This is a genomic window from Desulfobaccales bacterium (assembly GCA_041648175.1).
Classification (GTDB): domain Bacteria; phylum Desulfobacterota; class Desulfobaccia; order Desulfobaccales; family 0-14-0-80-60-11; genus 0-14-0-80-60-11.
This window is the reverse complement of record JBAZPO010000001.1, coordinates 180,091-201,260: the sequence shown is the minus strand read 5'-3', so window position 1 is coordinate 201,260 and position 21,170 is coordinate 180,091. Positions and strand designations below refer to the sequence as shown.

The following is a 21,170-nucleotide window of genomic DNA, read 5'->3' as shown; positions in this document are numbered from 1 at the left end:
TAATTCCCGAGAGCATCAAAAAATTACCCGTTGATACTCATTTTATCTTATTCAACTCTCAAACTCTCTCACAAGAGGGCAGGGGAATAAAAGGAAGAACTTTTGGCAAGCGCTATAAATCCGTGGAAAAAAACGCCCCCTAGCGCAAGGCGGGATAAGATTCGATTCATCTGGAGCAAGGCGAAAGGCAAGTCGGCTTTGCTAAATCTGTTGATTTTTAAAGCGGAGTGAGGTTAAGCGCCCCTAAAAAAGGCGAATACCGTTTTGACCAAGGGATCAAGATAGGGGCTGAAGATGCCCTGGGGAGTGATGCGCGAAAGCAGGGCCAAGGCGAGGACGAGGAAGGGTCCGACCTGGACCAGGATGGCTTTGGCACGATCCTCCGGCAATAATTCGGAGACCAGAGAGCCTAAGGCCAGAGGCGGAATGGGAATCAGATTGTAGACGGCCGTGGTGACGTTGACCCCAACCACCATAAGAAAAACCATAGGGTCCCATTCAAAGGACTTCATTAAAGATACAACACTGGCGGCGATCCCTGCCAACAGGAGGTTGGCCACCGGCCCGGCCAGGCGGGTGATAGCCGTATAGAGACGGGGATGGGCAAATTTACTGCGGTCTATCTCCATGGTTCGGGGCCACCCGAAGCCCCCCACCAAATAACAGATGGAGCCCAAAATATTCAGATGGAGAAAGACGTTGAAATTGAACCGGTCTTTGGCCCCCACCCGGGAATCCCCCAAAAAGGTGCTGGCAAAGGCCTGGGCCTCGGCGTTGACCATACATGCCAGGAGCACTGATACTACAAAGGCAGTCACGGCATCAATGGCGAGGTTATGGGGACCGAGAATAAATGGCACCGGCCACGCAATACTGGTTGTCATGGTTTAAGTCACACCCTCTTTGAACGTGAAGAAGGCAGGGAAGCATCCCTGCCTTCTCAGTTTACCAGATTAGGGGTTGGAAACTACCCCCCATTAATGGATTATCTTACTTCTCCGGATGCAATGTGCATGGGCCGCTTGGTAACCCAGGAAACGACAACCGCGACTATGAGTACCAAGGCGGAAAGGTAGAAGGCATAATCCAGGCTGCCGGTGATGTCTTTAATGGTGCCGGCCAGCCGGGTCATGAAGAAGCCCAGACCCCAACCGATGAACACCAGACCGTAGTTCATGCCCAGGTTCTTGGGGCCAAAGAAGTCGGCCGTGTAAGCCGGCATCAGCGCCAGGCCACCGCCGTACTGCCAGTAAGCAATACCCACGGCCAGGAACATCAGGAAAACGCTGTTGCTGCCGAGAATGCTGGGCAGCAGGAACAGGCACGCGGCCGATACCAGGCAGTTCAGGGCATAGGCGTTGCCGCGGCCGATCTTATCGGAATACATACCGGTGCCTACCCGGCCCAGGGCGTTAATCAGGCCGCCCCAGGATACCAGCAGCCAGGCGCTGGCACCCAGGATTTTGGTCCCGATGGGCGCTGCGTTAGCGATGACCAACAGCCCCGACTGGGTGGTGCCGATAAACATAAACACCAGGGCATAAAACTGCCAGGCCTTAAAGATTTCCGACGGCGCCCAATCCACCAGGGTGCCAGCGGCCTTAGCCGGAGCCGCGCCCGCCTTGAGCACCAGCGCCGGAGCCACATAGCCCGGAGGCGCCTTGGCCAGCTGGGACCCGGCAATGATGACGACTGCGGCGAATAAGATACCCAAGATCACGAAACTGGAAGCAACGCCGTAGGCGCCGATCAGATAAGTCGCCAAAGGAGCGATGTACAAGGCCGCTCCGCCGTATCCACCCACGACCAGACCGGCGATGAGACCACGTTTATGCGGGCCGAACCAGGACAAAGCCGCCGGTGTGGGCGCGGCGTAACCGATACCCATGCCGATGCCGCCGAAGATGCCGAAACCAATGATTAAGCCGGTATAGCTTTTGGATAACCCGGCAATGATGCAGCCAATCGCCAGGAAGAGACCGCCGGTGATGGCGCCCACTTTGGGGCCCGCTTTATCCTGAATACGGCCGCCCGGAATCATTAAAAGGGCGAAGATAAGGACGCAAAGGGAAAACGGATTGGCGGCCTGGGCATTGGTCAGATAAGTCCAGCCTACCCCAGGGCCGGCGGTGATGAGCTGACCAGCCTTTTCTACACTGATCAGCTGCTTAGTCCAAACGCTCCAGGCGTAAAGGATCCCCAAACAGAGGTTAACCGCGGTGCCGCAAAATACCACTACCCATGCTTTTCCTGGAACTTTATCTACCATGAGATCCCTCCCTAAGATTAAAGAATGATAATAACGTGCGGGTTTATGGGGTAAATAATTGCCCTGGGCCTTTTCTCAATACGCCAGCCCCACCTCCTTTTGAGATCAAATTTAAGATCATGCTAACTAGTGCAAGGTACCTGCCAACGCCATGTTAAGCATGAAAAATTATCTGAGTCAATTGAAATAGCTAAAATCACTGGGTTTATGAAACTTTTCACAAACTCTGGCTTACACTCCAAATTGGGTGCTTAGGCCGATTTTTGGGACATTCTTCCCACCCCGGGGGGTGCTTCACCCCATAGGAAAGCAAGCTGTCAGCTTTCAGCGGTCAGCTTTCAGCAAAGACGCCGAGGTAGCATTGGGGGGAGAGAAGGTTAGGAAATAGCGGACGGTCTCCGCCCTTCAGGTCGGAGAATCGTGCCAATTAGGTGTATTCGCTGAAAGCTGACCGCTGAAAGCTTTTTTCGCAGTAAAGGCTACCGGGACCAAACACGTTCGGCCGCGGCCACGGTATCTGCCAGGTCCCGGCGCGTATGGGCGGAGGAGACGAAAAAGGCTTCGAATTGGGAGGGCGGGAGAGCGATCCCCGCCTCGAGCAGGCCCTGAAAGAATTTGCGGAATTGCCTCAGGTCGGCTTGCTTGGCTTCCTCCAGGGTGCTCACCGGGCCGGCGGTAAAAAACAGGGTGAGCATGGACCCCACCCGATTGACGGTCACCGGCAGGCCCTGACGACCCGCGGCCTCGGCCAGTTCCCGGGCCAGCCAGGCCGCCTTCCACTCCAGGTCCGCGTAGAAGCCGGGTTCATGCAGGGCCGCCAGGGTCGCGAGCCCAGCGGCCACCGCCACAGGATTCCCCGACAGGGTGCCGGCCTGGTAGATGGGGCCGACCGGGGCCATCTGGCTCATCAAGTCCCGGCGGCCACCGTAAGCGCCCACCGGCAGGCCGCCGCCGATGATTTTGCCCAGGCAGGTGAGGTCGGGCCGGATGCCGTACAATTCCTGGGCGCCTCCCCGGGCTACCCGAAAACCGGTAATAACCTCATCAAAGATCAAAAGGATCTCTTCGGCGTCACAGATCTGGCGCAAACCCTCCAGAAATCCGGGCATCGGGGGCACCACCCCCATGTTCCCTGCCACGGGTTCCACGATAAGGGCCGCGATCTCGCCGGGGTACTGACGCACCGCCTGGCGCACCGCCCCAAGGTTGTTGTAGGGCAGGGAGATAGTCAAATTCGCAATCTCCTCAGGTACCCCAGGGCTGCCCGGAATGGCGTGGGTGAGGACACCGCTGCCCGCGGCCACCAGAAAAGAGTCGGCGTGCCCGTGGTAACAACCGTCGAATTTGATCACGCGGGGACGACCTGTGGCGCCCCGAGCCAGCCTTAAGGCACTCATGGTGGCTTCCGTGCCGGAATTGACCAGGCGCACCATCTCAAGCGACGGCACTGCGGCGCACAAAACCCGGGCCAGTTCGAGTTCTCCCGGGGTGGGGGCGCCGAAACTGGTGCCCCGGGCCGCGGCCTCGGCAATTGCGGAGACCACCGCGGGCGCGGCATGACCCAGGATTAAGGGTCCCCAGGAGGCCACATAATCCAGGTAGGAGTTGCCGTCCACGTCAAAAACTCGGGCTTCCGCCCCCCGGGCGATGATCCGGGGAGTCAGGCCCACGGCCTGCCAGGCCCGCACGGGGCTGTTCACACCACCAGGCATCAGCTCACAGCCCGCTTTAAAGAGTTCGTCGGATTTCTGGTTTATTGACATGACGGGTCCTCAAGGGACGGAAACGAGTGTCCGCCCGCATCTAGCGCCTTTTAGGTCTGTGGAACAGGCTCACCTTCTTTGAAATAGCGCATGGTGGTCTTCTTCAGTTCGATCTCGCTGAACAGCATCTCGTAGTCGTCAATCCCGGTTTCCGCCGCCATGCGGGCGGCAATCTCGACGCATTCCTCCCGGGTGTGGCCGTGAATCATGGTATAAAGGTTATACGGCCAGGTGGGGGCCGGCCGGCGGGCATAGCAGTGGGTGACGGCCCGCTGCCCGGCCAGGTGCTTGCCGATGCGTTGCACGTCAGCCTCCGGCACCGCCCAGGCCACCAAGGCGTTGGCTTCATACCCCGACTGCTGGTGGCGCAGGGTGGCCCCGAACCGCCGGATGTAGCCCCGCTCCATCAAGCTCTGGATGATGGCCAGCAATTCCCCTTCCGGGATCGCCAAATACTCCGCGATCTCCAGAAACGGCTGGGGGCAGATTTCCAGGTCCCGTTGCAGGGCCAGGATCACCTTTTTGTCCAAATCCGACAGCATCAACGACTTCCTCAATCTTTCAGGGAATATAGATTAATCCGCCGGGCTTGGCAAGGGCGAGGAAGTGGGTAGGGCCGGGTTTAAAACCCGCCCCTCCAGATCTACTTCCATCTCACCCGGTCTCCCACCTTAATGTCGTATTTGTCGGCAAAGCCGCCAGTGACTTCCAGGACATAGTTCACCGGCGTCGGCGAGGGTAAGTTTCCGGGAAAGGTGGGGGGTACGTTGGGCGTGATGCCCGCCACCTTGCCGGCGACGATCCAGATGAGGTCCAGGGGAAATTGCATCCCCCGCATGCAGAAGGTCTGGACCTCAATTGCCGGCATGAAGAAGAGCATCCCCTGGCCCTCGGGCAGTTCCCGGCGATAGCTGAGACCCAAATGGAGCCGTTCCGGGGTGTGCACCGCTTCAGCCTTCACCTTGACCTTGCCGATGGTCACCCAGAGCCAGGGGTTGCTGGGTGCGGAGACGTCCTGTCCTGGGACCGGCCCGGCGAGCCCCAGGAGGACGGCCAGGACCACCCCCAATATAGCCTGGATCTTCATGATGCGGCTGGCTGTCAGCTTCACTTTTTTGGATACTCCCAGTCCATATCTTACTTCATATCGCGATAACCAAAAAGTACTTATAGCTTTTGCCAACCATTTATGCCGAACAACTCCCCTCTTTGGAAAAGGAGGGTTGGAGGGAATTTTGGTTTTTGAAGTATTCCCATTCCGGAAAGAACTTTTGACCGCTTTATAGCAATGGCCAGCGGTCCGTTGAAAAAGCCCTGGAGCCGGCTGAACCCTGTGTTATATTCGCGGTGAAACCTAATTTATGGAATCAGGAGATTTTGCCATGAAGATTGTCGCCGTGCTGGGTTCTCCCCGGCCCCAGGGCAACAGCAATACGTTGGCCCGGGCCTTCCTTGAGGCTGCCAAAGGGCGGGGGGCCGAGACCCAGGAGTTTCTCTTGAACCAGATGGACTTTAAGGGTTGCCAGGCCTGCATGGCCTGTAAGACCAAGAGCGAAACCTGCATCCTGGAGGACGACTTGGCGAAGGTTTTGGAGGCTCTCAGGGAGGCCGACGTCCTGGTGCTGGCCTCGCCGGTATACTTCGGAGACCTGAGCAGCCAGTTGAAAGCCTTTTTCGACCGCACTTATTCCTGCATCAACCCGGATTTTTCCTGTCGGCTCGCCGCGGGGAAAAAGGCCGTGATGATCCTGACCCAGGCCAATCCCGACCCGGCGCAATTTGAAGACATCTTTCCCCGCTACGAACGTTGGCTGAAGCTGTACGGCTGCGACCCCATCCGCCTGCTCCGGGCTGTCGGCGTCTGGGAAGCCGGCGAAGTCGCGCAGCAAACGGATCTGATGGCCCAGGCCGCGGCTCTCGCTCAGGAGTTGGTTGGCTAAATTCTTTTTATTCAGGCCGCGTCCGTGCCATAAATCCCGTGAAGACCCGGCCGCACCCCAGCAAGCCCATAAGGCCGGAGCCCAGGAGGACGGCAGAGGCAGGAACGGGGACCGCTTGCGGGGTAGTGTCGATGTTGCCGGTATAGAAGTATTGATCTTTAAGAACAATTGACGCCAAGCCGGCATTGAAAATGTCAATCTCATTATCGAGGGATAGGAAGTTCACGGGGATGCTAAACTGCGTCTCCGTGGCCTTGGGATCGAGCTTGCCCAGGAGATGACCGTTTAAGCTTACCAGGGCATTCATGAGACCATCGTCGGGATTGTCATAGCCTATGGTCAAGATCGGGGAGTCAGGATTGAGGCCCCCCGGATCCAGTTGCTCAAGTTGCATACCGATCAATTCGCCCTGGGTTAAAGTAAAGGTCTCCACCACGTGGTTCCCGGGGAGGACCGGGGCGCTGGTCGATTTGACATCCGTGAGCACTCCACCGTGATTGCTGGCGAAAAAGAAGAAGTCCGCATCGGCTCCCAGGTTCTGGGCAATATTTGCCATGGTGGTCTTAAGGTTGGCGATGGTGCCTCCCTTGGTGGATACCTGGCCTTGATTCCAGGAGGCGGGCAGGGCCACAGTGTCATACTGGCCCTTGGTGGTTTCATGGAGGCCGTCGCCATACAAGATTTTTATTTGATAATTGGTGCCCTGCCAGACATTTTGCAGGGTCTGCCGGAGGGTGTCGATATCGGTGAAATGGCGCAAGTGATCGGCATAGCCGGCCCAAAGGATGGCGTAATGGGAGTTCACCTGTGCGTCATTGAGTAGGAGATTTTCCCCGCCATTGGCCGCGATGGACTGGCCATTCTCAAAGCGCCCGATGACCCCCTTAACCCCGATCTTGTCATTGTCCCTGGCATTGTTGATGCTCTGCAACAGCGTCTGGGACATTCCCAACTGGGGGACCAACGCTTTGGTCCAGTAGTCTTGGGGCGGATTGGCTACATATATGCTATCCACGCCGGTTTCCTTGGCTTTCTCCAGAGTAGAAATTTGGCCCCCCGACGTCTGATCGTACCGGGAGGCGGAACCGCCGACCCAACTGAGAGTCGTGCCGAAAGCCGCTTTCAGGTCGTCCAGCATGCCGCCGCCGTAGCATTCCTGGAAGAGGAACTGGGCATCCTTGACGAAGCTGGCGCCCCCCTTGATCAGGTTGTCGTGCATCAATTGAGCGAACTCATCATCCCGAATATAGTTGAGACTTGCGTCAGGGAGAGTTGAATGCTTATCGGCAGGCTGAAGAGCCAACTGGGCCCAGGCCAGATTTGGCAGGCCGATGGCCGCGACAAAGGCAAGCAGGCCAGCAATGAGGAGTAAACCGGGGAGATGGCGAACCTTGTTCATAATAATCTCCAGCGTGGTTGGACAGTTCTCCCCTGCGGTATGGCCGGGACAGTGGTGGAAAGCACACCAGGCGCATTCCTAGGAGGATGCGCCTGGTGTGCTGGTCCATTCATCCTGGCAGGGTTTTCCTCTTGCAGGTTGACCTGATCAATCCCTATTTAGACCTGGCGGGAAGAGCGCAATCTCCCCAATGCGTATCGGAAAGGCACCAGACCCAACAATCCGGAGCCCAGCAGGAGCAGGCTGCCGGGGATGGGCACGGAGTTGGTTGGAGGAGCTCCGATATTGAACTTGGCGATGCCGTTCTGATCCCACAGGCCCCAATGCTGTTCCCAACTATTGTCGGTCTTCCAGAGCTCGTCAAAGGCTTCGAAGAGATATATTCCCGCATAGGGCAGGTCGGCTCCGAGCACGTCCGAAGTGAACTTCTGTTCGTTGGGTACGCTGGGTATGGCTGCTCCATTTTGAGCGCCGGCGCTGGGCCAGCCGGTTTCACCTACCCAGACCGGTTTGCCGTGACCACTAAACAATCCATAGGCGTTTGTCAGATTGGCCAGGGCGCCGTCAATGGCCACCTGCCCATAAAAGGGATAGATATTGACCATGACGTTATCAATAACCGGGAGCAATGAACTTAAGGGACCGTTAAGATCCAATCCCGCCTGATACGTGAGATCGGTAGTTACCGTTACTCCAGGCAGGGCCGCTTTTACCGTGTTCAAGTCCGCGATCAAAGTGCTGACCGGCACCGGGTTTGGGGTGCTGGACCACCCGGGGCCGGCGATGCATTCATTGCCGACCACCACCATGTTGACAATGCCGGCGTATAGCGGGTTCTGGGCAATGGCAATGGCCGCAGCGATTTGCGCATTCGTGCCATCAGGGGCATCTCGATTGGCACTGGACTCGAAAATCCCCACCGCGACTTTGAGAGGGATGCTATTGGCTTGGATCAAAGGCACGATTCTGGCCAGGACCGGGTCAGATCCATAGGTTTTGACGTAGCCAAATTTTGTGGCAATTGTCCGCAGGTCGCTAATAAACTGGGCATCCGGGATATTAAAGCCGGGAGCCTGTCCGGGCTTATGATAGGGTCCGTAATCCACCCCGATGGTCTGCGCCAAAGCCTGGCCCACTGCCAACCCCAGGGCCAGAGCGATTACCATGATAACGACTGCCGCTCGTCTCTGCATATTTGCCTCCTCATAAAATATATAAATATATATTAAAATAATCTTAAGCTAAAGATTGTCAAGAGATAGATTATAAACTATAACCTATCAAAATAACAAACACTTATGTCTTTATAAAAATAGCTTAAAAATTTTTCTTATACTATAAAACGTAGGACCTATTAGGCATTTCCAAAGAAAAAGCCCGGATAACAAATCCGGGCTGGCTGATCTGATCTGGGCTGGGTGGGGACGGCTAGTTCCCCCGGTATCGGTAGTCCGGTTGCGGGGGAAAATAAGGGTTCGGGTTCAAAGGGGTTTGGACTGCCGGGTTTGGGTTTGCGGGCAGAGTTCCTTGATACCCGAAGTCCTGTCGGGGATAATACGGGTTTTGGGTCATGGGTGTTGGGTTCAAGGGGGTTGGAACAGCCCGCGGTCCTGGCAGGCTGCTGCTGTAAGGGTTGAATTGCCCGGTATAGGGATTAACTTTGCCCGGGGTAGAATACTGATCCTTTCTGAGATCGTCCGGGGTCTGCCAATGCCCTTCCACCTTGGTGCCGTCTTTGTCCGTATAAGGCTCAACCCATTTCTGTCCCCAGGCGGTAATCGGCGTCAATATGAACCCACAAAGCAACACGATCATGAGCTTTTTCATTTTTTTCATAAAGTGCTCCTTGGTGGCGGCCAGCCGATCCGGGAAACGAACCCCGGTTTTAGTGAATGCGCCCTACCTAAGCATCGCTGCCGCCTTGCCTATCTTGAGCTGCAAAATGGGTGCCGAGATGAGTCAATATAATAGATAAAATATAGGCATGAACCCCGGATATGTCAATCCGGCTTGCCCTGGCCGCGTATTGGGCTGGAACCAGTTGAGGTCCGCAACGTGAACCCACACCGGCCTGGCACGGGAGATTATCGCAAAGAATAATTTGATTTTAGAGAGAAATAAGGCTGGGATCAGAACTGCGGGTTGCAGGCGTTAGCAGCACTGGCAATGCCTCACTTCCGGGCAGGTACAGGTCCCGGAAGTGAGGCGGCCAGGCTCTCGGGCTATTCCTGGACTACGGTGGCCTTGGTGATGGTCACCGGTGTCGAAGGCACATCTTCGTACATGCCTTGGGTGGTGGTGGGTACGGCTTTAATTTTGTCAACGATATCCTGGCCCTTGATCACCTTGCCGAACACCGCGTAGCCCCAACCCCGGGGGGTTGGCCCGGTGTGATTGAGTGAAGTGTTGTTGGCCACGTTGATGAAAAACTGGGCCGTGGCCGAATCAGGGTCGCCGGTCCGGGCCATGGCGATGGTGTAGGCGTCATTGGTCAGGCCATTATTGGCTTCGTTTTTGATGGCCGCCCGGGTGGCCTTCTTATTCATCTGGGCATCCAACCCGCCGCCCTGGATCATAAAGCCGCTGATGACCCGGTGGAAAATGGTGCCGTTGTAAAATCCCGCCTTAACGTACTCCAGGAAATTGGCCACGGTAGCCGGGGCTTTGTCCGGATACAACTCCAGGGTAATGCCCCCCATACTCGTTTCCAGTTTGACCATCGGATGACTCCTTTCTGCCCGGCAGCTTTGCCCGGCTCCCAAGATTAACCCCACTGTGAGGCAGACGGCCAGGATCAGTGTGCCGAACCTGTAACCCCCAATGATATTCATGCTGCACCCTCCATCTCGCCTGAGATCCATGAACGATTGTAGCAGAATGGCAACTTGCGCCAGTTTAACAAATAGCCCGTCAATGGGGAAAAGAAAACGCGGGAGGCCTTAGGCATAATTTACATTGATTTTTAAAAATGTCCGTGCTATCAAGATGTTATAGTGAAGTTCTTTTGACCAAAGAACTCATAGAGACCCAAGTTCAGAGGTATGACGCTGCCGGCCAACCTCAGCTAAAGTTGCGATGCATGGAAAAGCGCAAACACAAGAGGGTACCCAAGTGCATTGCCATGAAATACAAGGCCACTGGGTCAGAATCGAAAGAACCGGAACCACCGGCGATCTTGTCAAATATGAGTTCGGGAGGGATTTATTTCCGCTGTAAGGAAGAGCCGGAGTTTGAGCCGGGGCAAGTAATAGACTTCACTATGGACATTTCCACCGACACCACCCTGACTGAAAAGCCGGCCTTCTGCTATTTTAAAGGGCGCGGCAAGGTGATTCGGATCGATCCTCCGCAAGAGTACCACACCTTTTTCGGTGTGGCAGTGGAATTCCTGACTCCTTTGGGCGCGTCCAAGGGGGAAAAAAGAGGCTAATTGGTTCCCAGCGAAAACGTTTAAAGATGCAAACGGCCTTCAAAGTTCCCCTTTGGAAAAGGGGGATTTAGGGGGATTTTCGGGCAGTTATAAATCGCCTAGCCTCCCTTTGGTAAGGGGGGAAATTTTAAAGACGTTTCCGGATGAAAACTAATGGAGGCCGGAAGCTCTCGCGTCTCGGCCGATCTCGCCTCAAGCCGGCGTGCCGATGACGGCCAGCTTTTCCAGGTCTTGGGTGAATTTTTCAGCATAATAATGGACATCCGTGTCATTGAGCATGATCATGTCCAGTTGCCGGGTGTGGATGGTGAGGTAGCCCAGGACGCGCAGCCGGGAGAGCATGTAATCTTTGGCTTCGGCTTCAAGGCGCGCGAACAGGGCGTCCTCCGTCACATCCACCTTGAAGTGGTACCCCTCCAGGATCTCAGCCACGAATTTGGTCCGCCTGATCCGCCGGGGGTAGTCCGCAGCCCCGCCCTTGAAGGCGAAGCGGATATAATTTTCAAAGGCCTGGTCCCCCACCAGGGCCTCCACCGTGGAAAAATGGAACCCCAGGCGGGAAGTCAGGTTGCAGAAGTCCCGGGCGATCATGAAGTAGTTCTGATTGCCGAAGATGGTGCCGCCCGCGTTAGCCAGGTTGGGGTCCGTGGCCGCGCCCATGACGATGGACATGAAGCCCCGGGTGTCCACCGGCGGCGGGCCTTCCCAGGGCACTGCGGTGATGCCCTTCCACAGGGCCAGCATGGGGACGGAGGCAATATTGCTCAGGTCCACCGTATTGCCCGCCACCTCTTCTTTGAAGCCGTCTTCCAGGTTTAACACCCACCACTCCAGGGCCACCGGCGTCACCAGGCGCTTGATGAAATAGCGGGAGAAGGCCTGTTTTTTGTCAAAGGCAAACATCTCCTTGACGGCAATTTCGTGGGCGAAGCGAGTAATGTCATGAAGGGTGCGGCAGCCTCGGGGTGTGAAGTCCGGGGCCTCGGGGTTGGTGAGATGCAAAGGGGTGATATAGGTCATGACCTCTTTGAGGGTTGCGCCCACGGGAGTACCGGCCATGAATCCCTCTTTGGAACCGGCCAGGGCCAGGAGTTCCTCCACCCGGCCCTGGTACACGGCCAGGCCTTCGGCGTCCACCGTCACCACCTGGCCGGGGACCAGTTGGGTGGTGGCGTCGGTGGTGTTGAACAGGGCCGGGAGGCCGAACTCCCGGGCGACGTTGGCCAAGTGCCCGGTGATGCCCCCCCGGTCGGTGATGAGGGCCGCGGCCCGGCTCAAAAGCGGGGCCCAACCGGGATGAGGGAAGGCGGTGACCAAGACCGCGCCCTCGGGAAATTGCAGGAGATCCAGGTTATTCTGCACCAGGTAAACAACTCCCGCGGCCACGCCCGAACTGGCCGGCTCCCCGCCCCGGAGCAGCACCGGATATGCCCCCGCCAGGGCAGGGGCGGTGTCCCGGGGCGCGGCCATCTGCTTCAAAGGCCGGCTTTGGAGGATCCAGATGCGGCCGTCTTTGTCGATACACCATTCAATATCCTGGGGGCCTTGAAAATGTGACTCCAAGGCCAGGGCAATCCGGGCCAGGTGCAGCGCCTGGTCGTCAGTGAGGGCGGGATCCAGACTTTGAGCATCACTTTCCAGGCGCACCCCTTCCTCCGGTAAACACACGACTTTTTGGCCTTTGTCGTGGACCTCTCGCTTCAGGATCATCAGGGGCTCATCCCGGGAAATGACCCACAGGTCCGGCGTCACCGTCCCGTCCACCACGGATTTGGCCAACCCATGAACGGCATTGAGAAAAATGGTATCGCGCCGAATGTCAGTGGGGTCCCGGGAGTACATCACCCCGCCGCAGGCCGAGTCCACCATGGCCATACAGCCCACGCACATGGCCACGTCTTCATCCCGGAGCCCCTTGTGCAGCCGGTAGCTCAAGGCGGTCAAGGCATATTTGCTGGCCAGGACCTCTTTATAGGCGATCTGGAGGTGATCGGTGCTGACGTTTAGTTCCGAGTGATACTGCCCGGCAAAGGAGGTGTCCGCGGCATCTTCGCCAATGGCGCTGGAGCGCAGGGCCACCTTAACGTCAGGACCGGCGGCGACTTGCAGTTCCGCATAGGCTTGAGAAATGGCCTCGGCCAGTTCAGGGGGCATCTCGCCCCCGATGATAAGCCTCTGGATTTCCGAACTCTTCCGGTAGAGATCAGCGATCTCCTCTTCGGCCATGGCTTGCAGGAGCCGGTTGATTTCGTCGGTCAACTGATTGTGAGACATAAACAGATCGTAGGCCGCCGTGGTGATGGCAAACCCTGGGGGCACCGCCAGCTCCGGCAACCGGCCGGTGATCTCCCCCAGGTTGGCCATTTTGCTCCCAACTCCGTCAGCCATCTCCCGGCCCACGGCGGTAAGGGGCAGCACCAACTCAGAGATCGGGGGCGCCTGCCGCCGCGAGAGGGTGGCGTCAATCTGTTTTTCAATACCGCTAAAGATGTTCACCAGCGCCTGGTAGCGGTTTTCGGTTAATTCGTTTAAGTTCCTGATAATATTAAAGACATTGACGCACACCGCCGTGGCGTGCGACCGGATAAAGGTCATGCCAAAGCTGTGTTTGCCCCGGAGGGCCGCCTCCATGTCGGTCATGAGCTGCAGCGCGGTGTTATTGGCGGCGAGCAGAAGTTTGAAGGCGTGATATCGAGCCCTAAAGGCCGCCCGGAGTTCTTCCATGGACAGGGCCGGTTCGGGCTCCGCCCCGGAAAAGATGTTTCTTAAACGTTGGAATAGGTTGGCCATAAAAAGTTCAAAGTTCAAGGTTCCAACCTTCGCGTCTGTCGGCGAGCACGGAGGCCGGCTTTTTTCTTTTTTTGAGAGAGCCGCAAGCTCATGAGCTCCTGCCTTCATCTGACTCCTGCGTGTTCCCGGGCCGGGATGCCCTTAGGGTAATACTTGCCGATAACGTCGGCCACCACCGCTTTTAAAAGATCAGTTTCACCTTTTTTTTCCAAAAAGGCCGCGGCGAGGGGCAACGTCAGGTTGGTGGGATAGTGGGGCAGAAGGGTGTGGATCACCACCGGCAGGGGCGGCTGGCATTCCTTCAACCGGTCCCACAACCCCGGTTCATCCAGGTAAGGAATTTCCAGGTCCAAAATAAGGAGCTGGGGTGGGTCATCGCCGTTGATCCGGCTCAAGATCTCCCGGCCATCGGCGGCCATCTCCACCTGATATCCTTCCGCGGTCAACTCCCGCCGCAGGAAATCCCGCACATGCCGGTTGCGATCCGTTATTAATATTTTACACCTATCGGCCACAGGGGTTCCCTCGGGTATAAACTGAGCAACCGCCGTGCCAAGGCAGAAACAAAACTATAAATTAGTAACTATCTGGTTTTATAGGAATTATCTGGAATGAATACAATAATTAAATTAATCCTGGCAGGATAAGCTGTCGTTATTTTTTACAGTTTGTAAAAGGCAAGGCAGGTTGTGGCAGACCTTCCGATTAATCATTGACTCCCAGCTTTTACTGACACCTGACACCTGAAACCTGACACCTGGCCCCTGCCTCAAGGCCCCTCCAGCTTGACGGAAGTCTGCACTTTGAGCCGGTACTTATCGATCTTGGACAAAAGCGTCGGCCGGGAAATGCCCAGAAGTTTGGCAGCCCGGCTGCGATTGCCGCTGGTCAGGTCCAAGGCTTCACTGATGAGAAGACTGGCAAAATGGTCCATGCATACCTCAAAGACGTCCTTGCCGTCCCCGGAGACCAGGCTTTGCCGCACCCACTGCCGGACAATCTCATCGGCCTGCACCCCTCGGGCTTCCTGGCTCAGACTTTGACCGCCGATAGCCCTGGAGACGTCCTCCGGGTGAATGGGATAGCCCCGGCTGAAAATCAGGGCCTTTTGCATGGCGTTGGCCAATTCCCGGACATTACCGGGCCACTGGTAGTTTTGGAGGATCAGCTTGGCCTCGGCGGCCGCGCCCGGATTGCTTACGTCCATTTCCTTGGCAAACCGGGAGAGGAAATAGTCGGCCAGGAGGCTAATATCCTGGGACCGTTCCCTGAGCGGCGGCAGGGTAAGGGTCACCACTTTGAGGCGGTAATACAGGTCCTCCCGGAAGCGCCCCTGGGCCAGGGCCGTTTCCAGGTCCCGGTTGGTGGCGGCGATGATGCGCACATCCACAGGGATAGGTTCCCGGCCGCCCAATCGTTCGATGCTCTTTTCCTGAAGCAGGCGCAGGATTTTGGCTTGAATGGAAAAGGGCATGTCCCCGATTTCATCCAGGAACACGGTGCCCCCGTGCGCCTGTTCGAACTTGCCCACCCGGCGGTTGACCGCGCCGGTAAAGGCGCCTTTTTCGTAGCCGAAGAGTTCGGACTCAAGCAGGGTCTCGGGAATTGCCACGCAGTTGATGACCAGGAAAGGTTTGGCCGAACGTAAGCTGTGCTGATAGATGGCCCGGGCTACTAGTTCCTTGCCGGTGCCCGATTCGCCCCGGATGAGCACCGTGGCGTCGGTGGGAGCCACCCGGCCGATGGCCTTATAAACCTCCTGCATGGGTTTACTCTTGCCGATGAGGGCATCTGCCGCAGCGGTATCCGGGGCAACGTCCAACTCGACCCGGGAGCGCATGAACCGCCCCGCCTCCAGGGCCTGGCCGATGAGCGCCAGGATGTCCTGAATATTTTCGAAGGGCTTGAGGACGTATTCGAAGGCGCCCAGCTTGGTGGCCTCGATGGCCGTCTCGGTGGTGCCGAACGCGGTCATGATGATCACCGGCAGCTTGGGCTCGATTTCGTGCATAACCCGAAAGGCCTCCAGGCCGTTCATGCCCGGCATGCGCACATCCATAATTACCAGGTCTGGGACCGCGGCCTGGACCATGGCAATCGCCGCCTCGCCGCTGGAGGCAGTTTTTACCGCGTGGCCTTCCGCGGTCAAGATTTTCTCAAAGCTCTGTCGGAGCTGCGCATCGTCGTCCACGATCAAGATGTTGCCCATGATGCCTCATTCCTTTTTCGTACGGTTCCGCGGATGGTATCTTTTCGCCAAAATCATTAAGCGTTAAATGGTTAAGCAGGGACCATATTCAATTTTAAGGGGCAGGGTGATGATAAAGGTCGCCCCCTCATTCTTTTTAGATTTCAATTCCAGCCGGCCGCCATGGTCTTCGATAATACGGGTGGCAATGCTCAGGCCCAGGCCGGTGCCTTCTTCCTTGGTGCTGAAAAACGGTTGAAAAACTTTGTCCTGGACGGACTGGGGGATACCGGGGCCAGTGTCGCTCAACCGCAGGACAACCACCGGCCCCAAGGGAGAGTCCCCCCTTATTTCTTCCCGGATGGTGATGGCGCCGCCACCCACCATTACCTCGCAGGCGTTGAGCACCAGGTTGACCAGGACCTCTTTCAATTGGTCCGGGTCGGCCCAAATCTCGGGGAGCCGTTCGGTCCGGACGAGTTTTACATCGACCTCGTAAGATTCCAGCCGGTGGCGCAACAAAACCAGGGCATTGTCGACCACGTCGGAGGGGCTGATCCACTGCATTTTCAACTTAGGAGGCCGGGAAAATTCCAGAAAATTGCGCACAATCGAGTCAATATGCCGGATTTCCTCGGCAATGACTTGAAAGTCTTCCTGCTGGGAGTCAGACATGGCCAGGGAGCGCTTTAAAGAGAAGAGCCGCATATTCACCGAAGTCAATGGGTTGCGGATACTGTGGGCCACCCCCGCCGCCAGTTTTCCGACCATGGCCCATTTTCCCGACTGCACCAGGTGTTCCTGGCTGCGCGTAAGCTCCGTCTGGGCCTGGTCCACGTCCTCGATGAGACTGTGCACCCGGCTGCTCAGGGCCTTTACTTCATCCGGACCTTGGGGCTCCGGATTCGCCGGTGCGGTCTCCAGGGCCAGTTGGCGAATAGGCCCCAAAATCTGCTTGATAAGAATATAGGCCAGCAAAATCCCCAGGATCGCCACGGTAGGCACGGCCACCAGGGCAAAGGCCTTAATGAAGCGGGCCCGGGCCTGGCTTTCGGTGCGGACCCGAGAGATGGCGTAATCATGGACCAGTTTATAGCGGTGACAGAGATTAAGAATGTCGACATACTGTTGCCGCACCCGCCAGTGCAGTTGGGCTCCCGCCACCCGATTCCCTTCCCGGTATAAACTGATTACTTGGTCCCGAACGACAAGATATTTTTGGTATTCGGCATCAATCTGGCTGATGATCTCTCGCATGGGCTCAGTGTAGGCCGATTTCCGGGCCTTTACCAGCCATCCTTCAAAGACCTGGTTATGCCGCTGCATCTCTTCGAGCCACTGGGTTTTGCCGTCCAGAAAGTAATACGTCAGGAAACCCTTCTGTTGCAGCAGAGCGGTCTCCAGTTCCTCAGCGGCTTGATATGAAGCCACATTTTTATCGATCAGGGAGGTGAGCAGGGAGTCCATGGACTCGTTGTGCCACAGGGTGACCAGGCCCCCCCCGATGGTGGTGAGCACCAGCGCGACCAGGAGCACTAAGATGCGGGTCCTCAGGCTGAGGTTTTTCCACATGGGTTTAAATACCGGTTTTCAGTTTTCAGTTTTGGCGGTAAGTCGTATTTTTGGTAGTGCACCGTTAATAAAAATATAAAATATCCATAATTATCAATTAGATATAATTATTACAGAACTTTCTTTTTTATCAATAAGCTTTAAATTTCCATATGAGGTTCTTACAAAAAGCCTGTTTGTCATCCTGAGCGATCTCTACCGAAAACTGAAAACCGGAAACCGTCTTTATTTCCGGGACACCAGATATCCCGCTTTAATCTCCTGCTCGCACGTGACCTGGGCCACGGAATTTTTCTGGTTGGAGGCCTCCACGGCGCCGCTTCCTACTTGCCGGCCCGCGTCATCATGAATCAAGATTTTAGCACCGGGAACCATGCCGTTGGAGGCGCCCAGGGCAAAGCGGATTTCGTAGCCGTCCTCCGTCGGGGTGACCCGGTAAATCTCCGCCTTGCCAGCAGCCGCCAGCAAAGCGTCTTTTTTACCGGCCAGGAGAAAGACCGCGCCGAAGGCCAGCAAAATTCCTGGCAGGCAGCCTGCCGCCACCATAAAGGCCGAGATCCCGAACCAGCGGCGGATCAGTGAGGTAGAACTTTTTTGGAGATTGAGCGCGTCGGGAAAGACCATGATGCGGAAAGCCGGCGCCTTCCGGGGGGAAACGGTCCGCTTGGGAATAACCGACAGGCTATATTCTCCCGGGGAAATTTGCGCCCCGACCAGGAGCCGCCCCCGCCACATATCCCCTCCCAGGAAGTAGCCTTTATGGATGGCCTCAAAAGTCACCTGAAGCTGATCCGAATTGGTCGTAAAGGTCAAATCCTCAATCCCGTGGGCCTCATCGGTCAATTCCCCGTTTACTTCGACATTCATCCCCGGCAGCACCTTGACGAGGTTGGCCGGTTCCCGAAAATGCACCAGCAAACCATCCACCAGGGCCAACAAAGCAATGACGCAGAAGGCCGCCGCGATCTTGCTGGCCAGGTCCCGCCACTTATTCACTTTCTCCAAATCCATCATCCGCCACCAAGGTCAAAGGATCGCCACCGCCAACTCACATGGCGCAACATGTTTAGATTACCACAAAATAAGAGAATCGCCCCGGGTTTAGTTTAGGTGCCCCCGGGGCGATTCTCAGTATGCACGCCAGAAGGATAACTTACTTCTTAAAGATATCCGTCTTGGTTATGTTCATAAACCTGGCGGCCTTGCCCGGCTCCTTATAATAGATCCGGACTTCGTCTCCCGCCTCCCAGGTATTATCCGGCAGCGCCATGTACTCCTCGGGCACCGAGAACGTCACCAGCAATTTCTGCCGGCCGGAATATACCGTGATGGCTTTCTTCTCTTTGTCCACGATCGGGAACTTCTTGTCAGCCACCAGGGGACTGTTTTTGGCCACTTTTTCTTTCTGGTCGATGAGCGTGTAAGTAATATTCTTCATGCTCTTCGTGGCCGGATCGTAAATCACGATCTCCTTGGTATTGGTGTCCAGCTTCATCCGCATCCCGACTTTGGGGTCCTCTCCCCGCTCCATGGGGTCCTTGGGGAGCGCGAAGCTAAGGGGCGCCCCGCTGTAATCGGGATTGGCGGTATCGTGCTTGGTATCCACAATTAAGGTAACGGTCTCTTTGGCTTTGTCAAAGCCGATAACTCTACCCTGTTCCACCTTGCCTTGTTCGCCGCAGCCGAAACCGCCAAGCAATAGGGCTGCCGTTAGGCTGGCCACGAGAGCCCACCAGTTAAGTCTTTTCGCCATAATAGATCTCCTCTTGAAAAGTCCGGATCAGCTTCCCGCCACCGAGACCTGAGCTTTGGCCTTCTTGGCGGCAACCTCGGCCTTGGCCCCTTGCACCATCTTCACGAAAATATAGAGAGACATGGCGGCCACCAAGCCCAGGATCAGGACTGTGGCTGCACCGTCGAAGATATCTTTCCCCGCCGGGATCACCCTATGGGCCAGCTTCAGGATGATGGAGAGGGCGCAACCCATGACGGCCAGGCCGAAGGCAATCCGGATGCCGTAGCCCTTGATATATTTAGTGGCCACGGTGCCGATCTGGGCCCCCACCGCGGCGCCCATCAGCATGATGATGGCAGCCACCAACTCGGTGCGGCCCTTGTAGGTATAAGTGCCGGTGCCGTACAGGCCGGAGATCATCACCTCAAAGAGGTCGGTGCCTACCGCCACGTGGGTGGGGCAGCCGATGAAGTAAATCAAGGCCGGCATACGGATCAACCCGCCGCCGATCCCCAGGATGCCCGCCAGCCAGCCGGTGGCGAAGCTGATAAAGATAGGCAGCCAGGCGGTGCAGGTGAGTTGGGCCGTCTTGAAATGAATCATCGGCGGGATCTTGATCTTGTGCAGGGTCTTGTGCCATTCAATGCCGGTGGACAGCTTGTCCACTTCTTTGCCAGCCGCCACCGCCTCCCGGTCTTTCCGTTTTTTCTTGGCCACGTCGGCAAAGACCATCCAGGCGATGAGGGACAACAGCACCAGGTACAGCAGGCGGACATACAGTTCCACCAACCCGATGCGTTCCAGCCACATGACCATCTGGGCCCCCACTTCGAAGCCCACCACCGTGCCCACCAGCATAATGAGGCCCAGTTTATAATCCACGTTGCCGAACTTGCCGTGCCGCATGGTGGAGATCAGGGATTTGCCCGCCATGTGGGCGATGTCGGTGCCGATGGCGAAGGCCATGGGAAAACCCAGAATGTTCAATCCGGGGGTCACCATCCAGGCGCCGCCCATGCCGAAGAAGCCACCGATAATTCCCACCCCTATACCCAAAATGATCAGCCCGGGCCAGAAAATCTGGATTCCCGCAATGGGCATCACAACATATAGCCACTCCATAGTATTTTCCTCCTACCTCGTCGTTCTCAAGAAGCCTTAATGCTCTGCCAGGTCCCGGTGCTTCAGGTCTATGCCGATACGGCTCATGACCAGGTCCGCCAGGACACCAAAAATTAGGCCGATAATGGGAATAAGGACTACTGTCAGGAGAGCGAAATAAAGGTGACTCTCATTGTAGAGATTGGTCCACCAGGCTTCCCATCCGGTAAATTTCCGGGTATCGGCTACCATTACCAGGGGGGCTGCCTTCGGCCCGGCAGCCAGGACCAGCTCAGGCAGCAGCAGGCTGACCATGACAACCAACCCCGTGAGTTTTGTCCACCATTTACGCATCGTGCTGACCTCCTTTAAGAATCTTGGTTATCTGACCACCGTAACTTCGCAGGGGGCATGGGCCACCACCTTGGAGGCGGTTGAGCCCATGATGATCCTTTCCAGGGCGTTCATACCGGTGCTGCCGATGATGATGCGGTCAAACTTGCCCTCTTGGGCTTTCTGGATGATCAAGTTGGCCGGCACCAGGCCCGCTTGCAGCACCGTTTCCACCGGAATGTTCTTCGCCTCGAACATGGCCTTGGCCTTTTTCAGGGCCGCCTTGGCTTCGTCTTCCAGTTTGTCCTGGATGTTGGGCGGCATGCCTTCCAGATAATCCGCATGGTAATAAGCCACCGACATCAAGGTCACCTGGGCTTTTTGGGTTTCTGCCAGTTCCAAAGCTCGTTGTACGGCCTTCATGGAATGCTCCGAGCCGTCAGTAGGCACCAATACTTTCATACGAGACCTCCTGAAAATGACTTTAGATGCTTCACGGTTAAAGTGATCTGAGATTGTAAGGGGAATGGAAGTGAGTGATTATCTGGCTTCATGATTGCGTCATTCCATTGTTCATAATTTTCATAAAGTGCCATGAATCCACCTGCCTCTGGTCATGCACCTGGTGATAAAGCAATGGCCGTGCCAGG

The 21,170-nt window shown here is 56.4% G+C and carries 20 protein-coding genes; 2 read left to right on the top strand and 18 right to left on the bottom strand.

Annotated features, from left to right (window positions below):
- Window positions 1–233: 233 nt before the first annotated feature.
- The 5 genes from WC600_00955 to WC600_00935 form a co-directional block, all read right to left on the bottom strand.
- Window positions 234–884, bottom strand: a complete 651-nt coding sequence (locus tag WC600_00955; GenBank protein MFA4901293.1) for a site-2 protease family protein — start codon at window positions 882–884, stop codon at window positions 234–236.
- A gap of 101 nt (window positions 885–985) precedes the next feature.
- Window positions 986–2,269, bottom strand: coding sequence for an MFS transporter (locus WC600_00950; GenBank protein ID MFA4901292.1), 1,284 nt, complete (start codon window positions 2,267–2,269; stop codon window positions 986–988).
- Between the two features lie 479 nt (window positions 2,270–2,748).
- Entirely contained in the window at window positions 2,749–4,032 is a 1,284-nt protein-coding gene (hemL, locus tag WC600_00945) for a glutamate-1-semialdehyde 2,1-aminomutase (protein ID MFA4901291.1), read from the bottom strand.
- A 50-nt stretch (window positions 4,033–4,082) separates the two neighbouring features.
- The gene (locus tag WC600_00940) at window positions 4,083–4,574 is read right to left on the bottom strand and encodes an Lrp/AsnC family transcriptional regulator (GenBank protein ID MFA4901290.1); all 492 of its coding nucleotides are present in this window, start codon (window positions 4,572–4,574) and stop codon (window positions 4,083–4,085) included.
- Window positions 4,575–4,675: 101 nt separating this feature from the next.
- Window positions 4,676–5,143 carry a DUF192 domain-containing protein gene (locus WC600_00935; protein MFA4901289.1) on the bottom strand — a complete coding sequence of 156 codons (468 nt, stop codon included), beginning with the start codon at window positions 5,141–5,143 and terminating at the stop codon, window positions 4,676–4,678.
- Between the two features lie 271 nt (window positions 5,144–5,414).
- On the opposite strand from WC600_00935, the gene WC600_00930 reads away from it, so the two are divergent.
- Window positions 5,415–5,972, top strand: a complete 558-nt coding sequence (locus tag WC600_00930) for a flavodoxin family protein (protein MFA4901288.1) — start codon at window positions 5,415–5,417, stop codon at window positions 5,970–5,972.
- A gap of 7 nt (window positions 5,973–5,979) precedes the next feature.
- Here WC600_00930 and WC600_00925 read toward each other — a convergent pair whose 3' ends face one another.
- From WC600_00925 to WC600_00910, 4 genes are all read right to left on the bottom strand, one after another.
- The gene (locus tag WC600_00925; protein ID MFA4901287.1) at window positions 5,980–7,371 is read right to left on the bottom strand and encodes a hypothetical protein; all 1,392 of its coding nucleotides are present in this window, start codon (window positions 7,369–7,371) and stop codon (window positions 5,980–5,982) included.
- Between the two features lie 158 nt (window positions 7,372–7,529).
- Window positions 7,530–8,564, bottom strand: coding sequence for a glycosyl hydrolase family 17 protein (locus WC600_00920; protein MFA4901286.1), 1,035 nt, complete (start codon window positions 8,562–8,564; stop codon window positions 7,530–7,532).
- A gap of 235 nt (window positions 8,565–8,799) precedes the next feature.
- The gene (locus WC600_00915; GenBank protein MFA4901285.1) at window positions 8,800–9,207 is read right to left on the bottom strand and encodes a hypothetical protein; all 408 of its coding nucleotides are present in this window, start codon (window positions 9,205–9,207) and stop codon (window positions 8,800–8,802) included.
- Between the two features lie 386 nt (window positions 9,208–9,593).
- Entirely contained in the window at window positions 9,594–10,202 is a 609-nt protein-coding gene (locus WC600_00910) for a peptidylprolyl isomerase (GenBank protein ID MFA4901284.1), read from the bottom strand.
- Between the two features lie 248 nt (window positions 10,203–10,450).
- Here WC600_00910 and WC600_00905 point away from each other — a divergent pair, with 248 nt between their 5' ends.
- A complete protein-coding gene (locus tag WC600_00905) occupies window positions 10,451–10,801 on the top strand; it encodes a PilZ domain-containing protein (protein ID MFA4901283.1) in 351 nt (116 codons plus the stop codon).
- Window positions 10,802–10,993: 192 nt separating this feature from the next.
- On the opposite strand, the gene WC600_00900 is transcribed toward WC600_00905, so the two are convergent.
- The 9 genes from WC600_00900 to WC600_00860 form a co-directional block, all read right to left on the bottom strand.
- On the bottom strand, window positions 10,994–13,591 hold the full coding sequence (locus tag WC600_00900) for a PEP/pyruvate-binding domain-containing protein (GenBank protein ID MFA4901282.1): 2,598 nt from the start codon (window positions 13,589–13,591) through the stop codon (window positions 10,994–10,996).
- 104 nt (window positions 13,592–13,695) lie between these two features.
- The gene (locus tag WC600_00895) at window positions 13,696–14,106 is read right to left on the bottom strand and encodes a response regulator (protein ID MFA4901281.1); all 411 of its coding nucleotides are present in this window, start codon (window positions 14,104–14,106) and stop codon (window positions 13,696–13,698) included.
- A gap of 254 nt (window positions 14,107–14,360) precedes the next feature.
- Complete coding sequence (locus WC600_00890; protein ID MFA4901280.1) at window positions 14,361–15,800, bottom strand: sigma-54 dependent transcriptional regulator; 1,440 nt, start codon at window positions 15,798–15,800, stop codon at window positions 14,361–14,363.
- 63 nt (window positions 15,801–15,863) lie between these two features.
- Window positions 15,864–17,351: an ATP-binding protein gene (locus WC600_00885; protein MFA4901279.1), complete on the bottom strand. Its 1,488-nt coding sequence runs from the start codon at window positions 17,349–17,351 to the stop codon at window positions 15,864–15,866.
- A gap of 225 nt (window positions 17,352–17,576) precedes the next feature.
- Complete coding sequence (locus WC600_00880; protein ID MFA4901278.1) at window positions 17,577–18,356, bottom strand: hypothetical protein; 780 nt, start codon at window positions 18,354–18,356, stop codon at window positions 17,577–17,579.
- Window positions 18,357–18,504: 148 nt separating this feature from the next.
- On the bottom strand, window positions 18,505–19,104 hold the full coding sequence (locus WC600_00875) for a DUF4881 domain-containing protein (GenBank protein MFA4901277.1): 600 nt from the start codon (window positions 19,102–19,104) through the stop codon (window positions 18,505–18,507).
- A gap of 27 nt (window positions 19,105–19,131) precedes the next feature.
- Window positions 19,132–20,208 carry a sulfite exporter TauE/SafE family protein gene (locus tag WC600_00870; GenBank protein MFA4901276.1) on the bottom strand — a complete coding sequence of 359 codons (1,077 nt, stop codon included), beginning with the start codon at window positions 20,206–20,208 and terminating at the stop codon, window positions 19,132–19,134.
- Window positions 20,209–20,244: 36 nt separating this feature from the next.
- Window positions 20,245–20,541 (bottom strand): DVU0150 family protein, encoded by a 297-nt coding sequence (locus WC600_00865; GenBank protein ID MFA4901275.1) that lies wholly within the window; start codon window positions 20,539–20,541, stop codon window positions 20,245–20,247.
- A gap of 27 nt (window positions 20,542–20,568) precedes the next feature.
- Window positions 20,569–20,982, bottom strand: a complete 414-nt coding sequence (locus WC600_00860; protein MFA4901274.1) for a universal stress protein — start codon at window positions 20,980–20,982, stop codon at window positions 20,569–20,571.
- Between the last annotated feature and the right edge of the window lie 188 nt (window positions 20,983–21,170).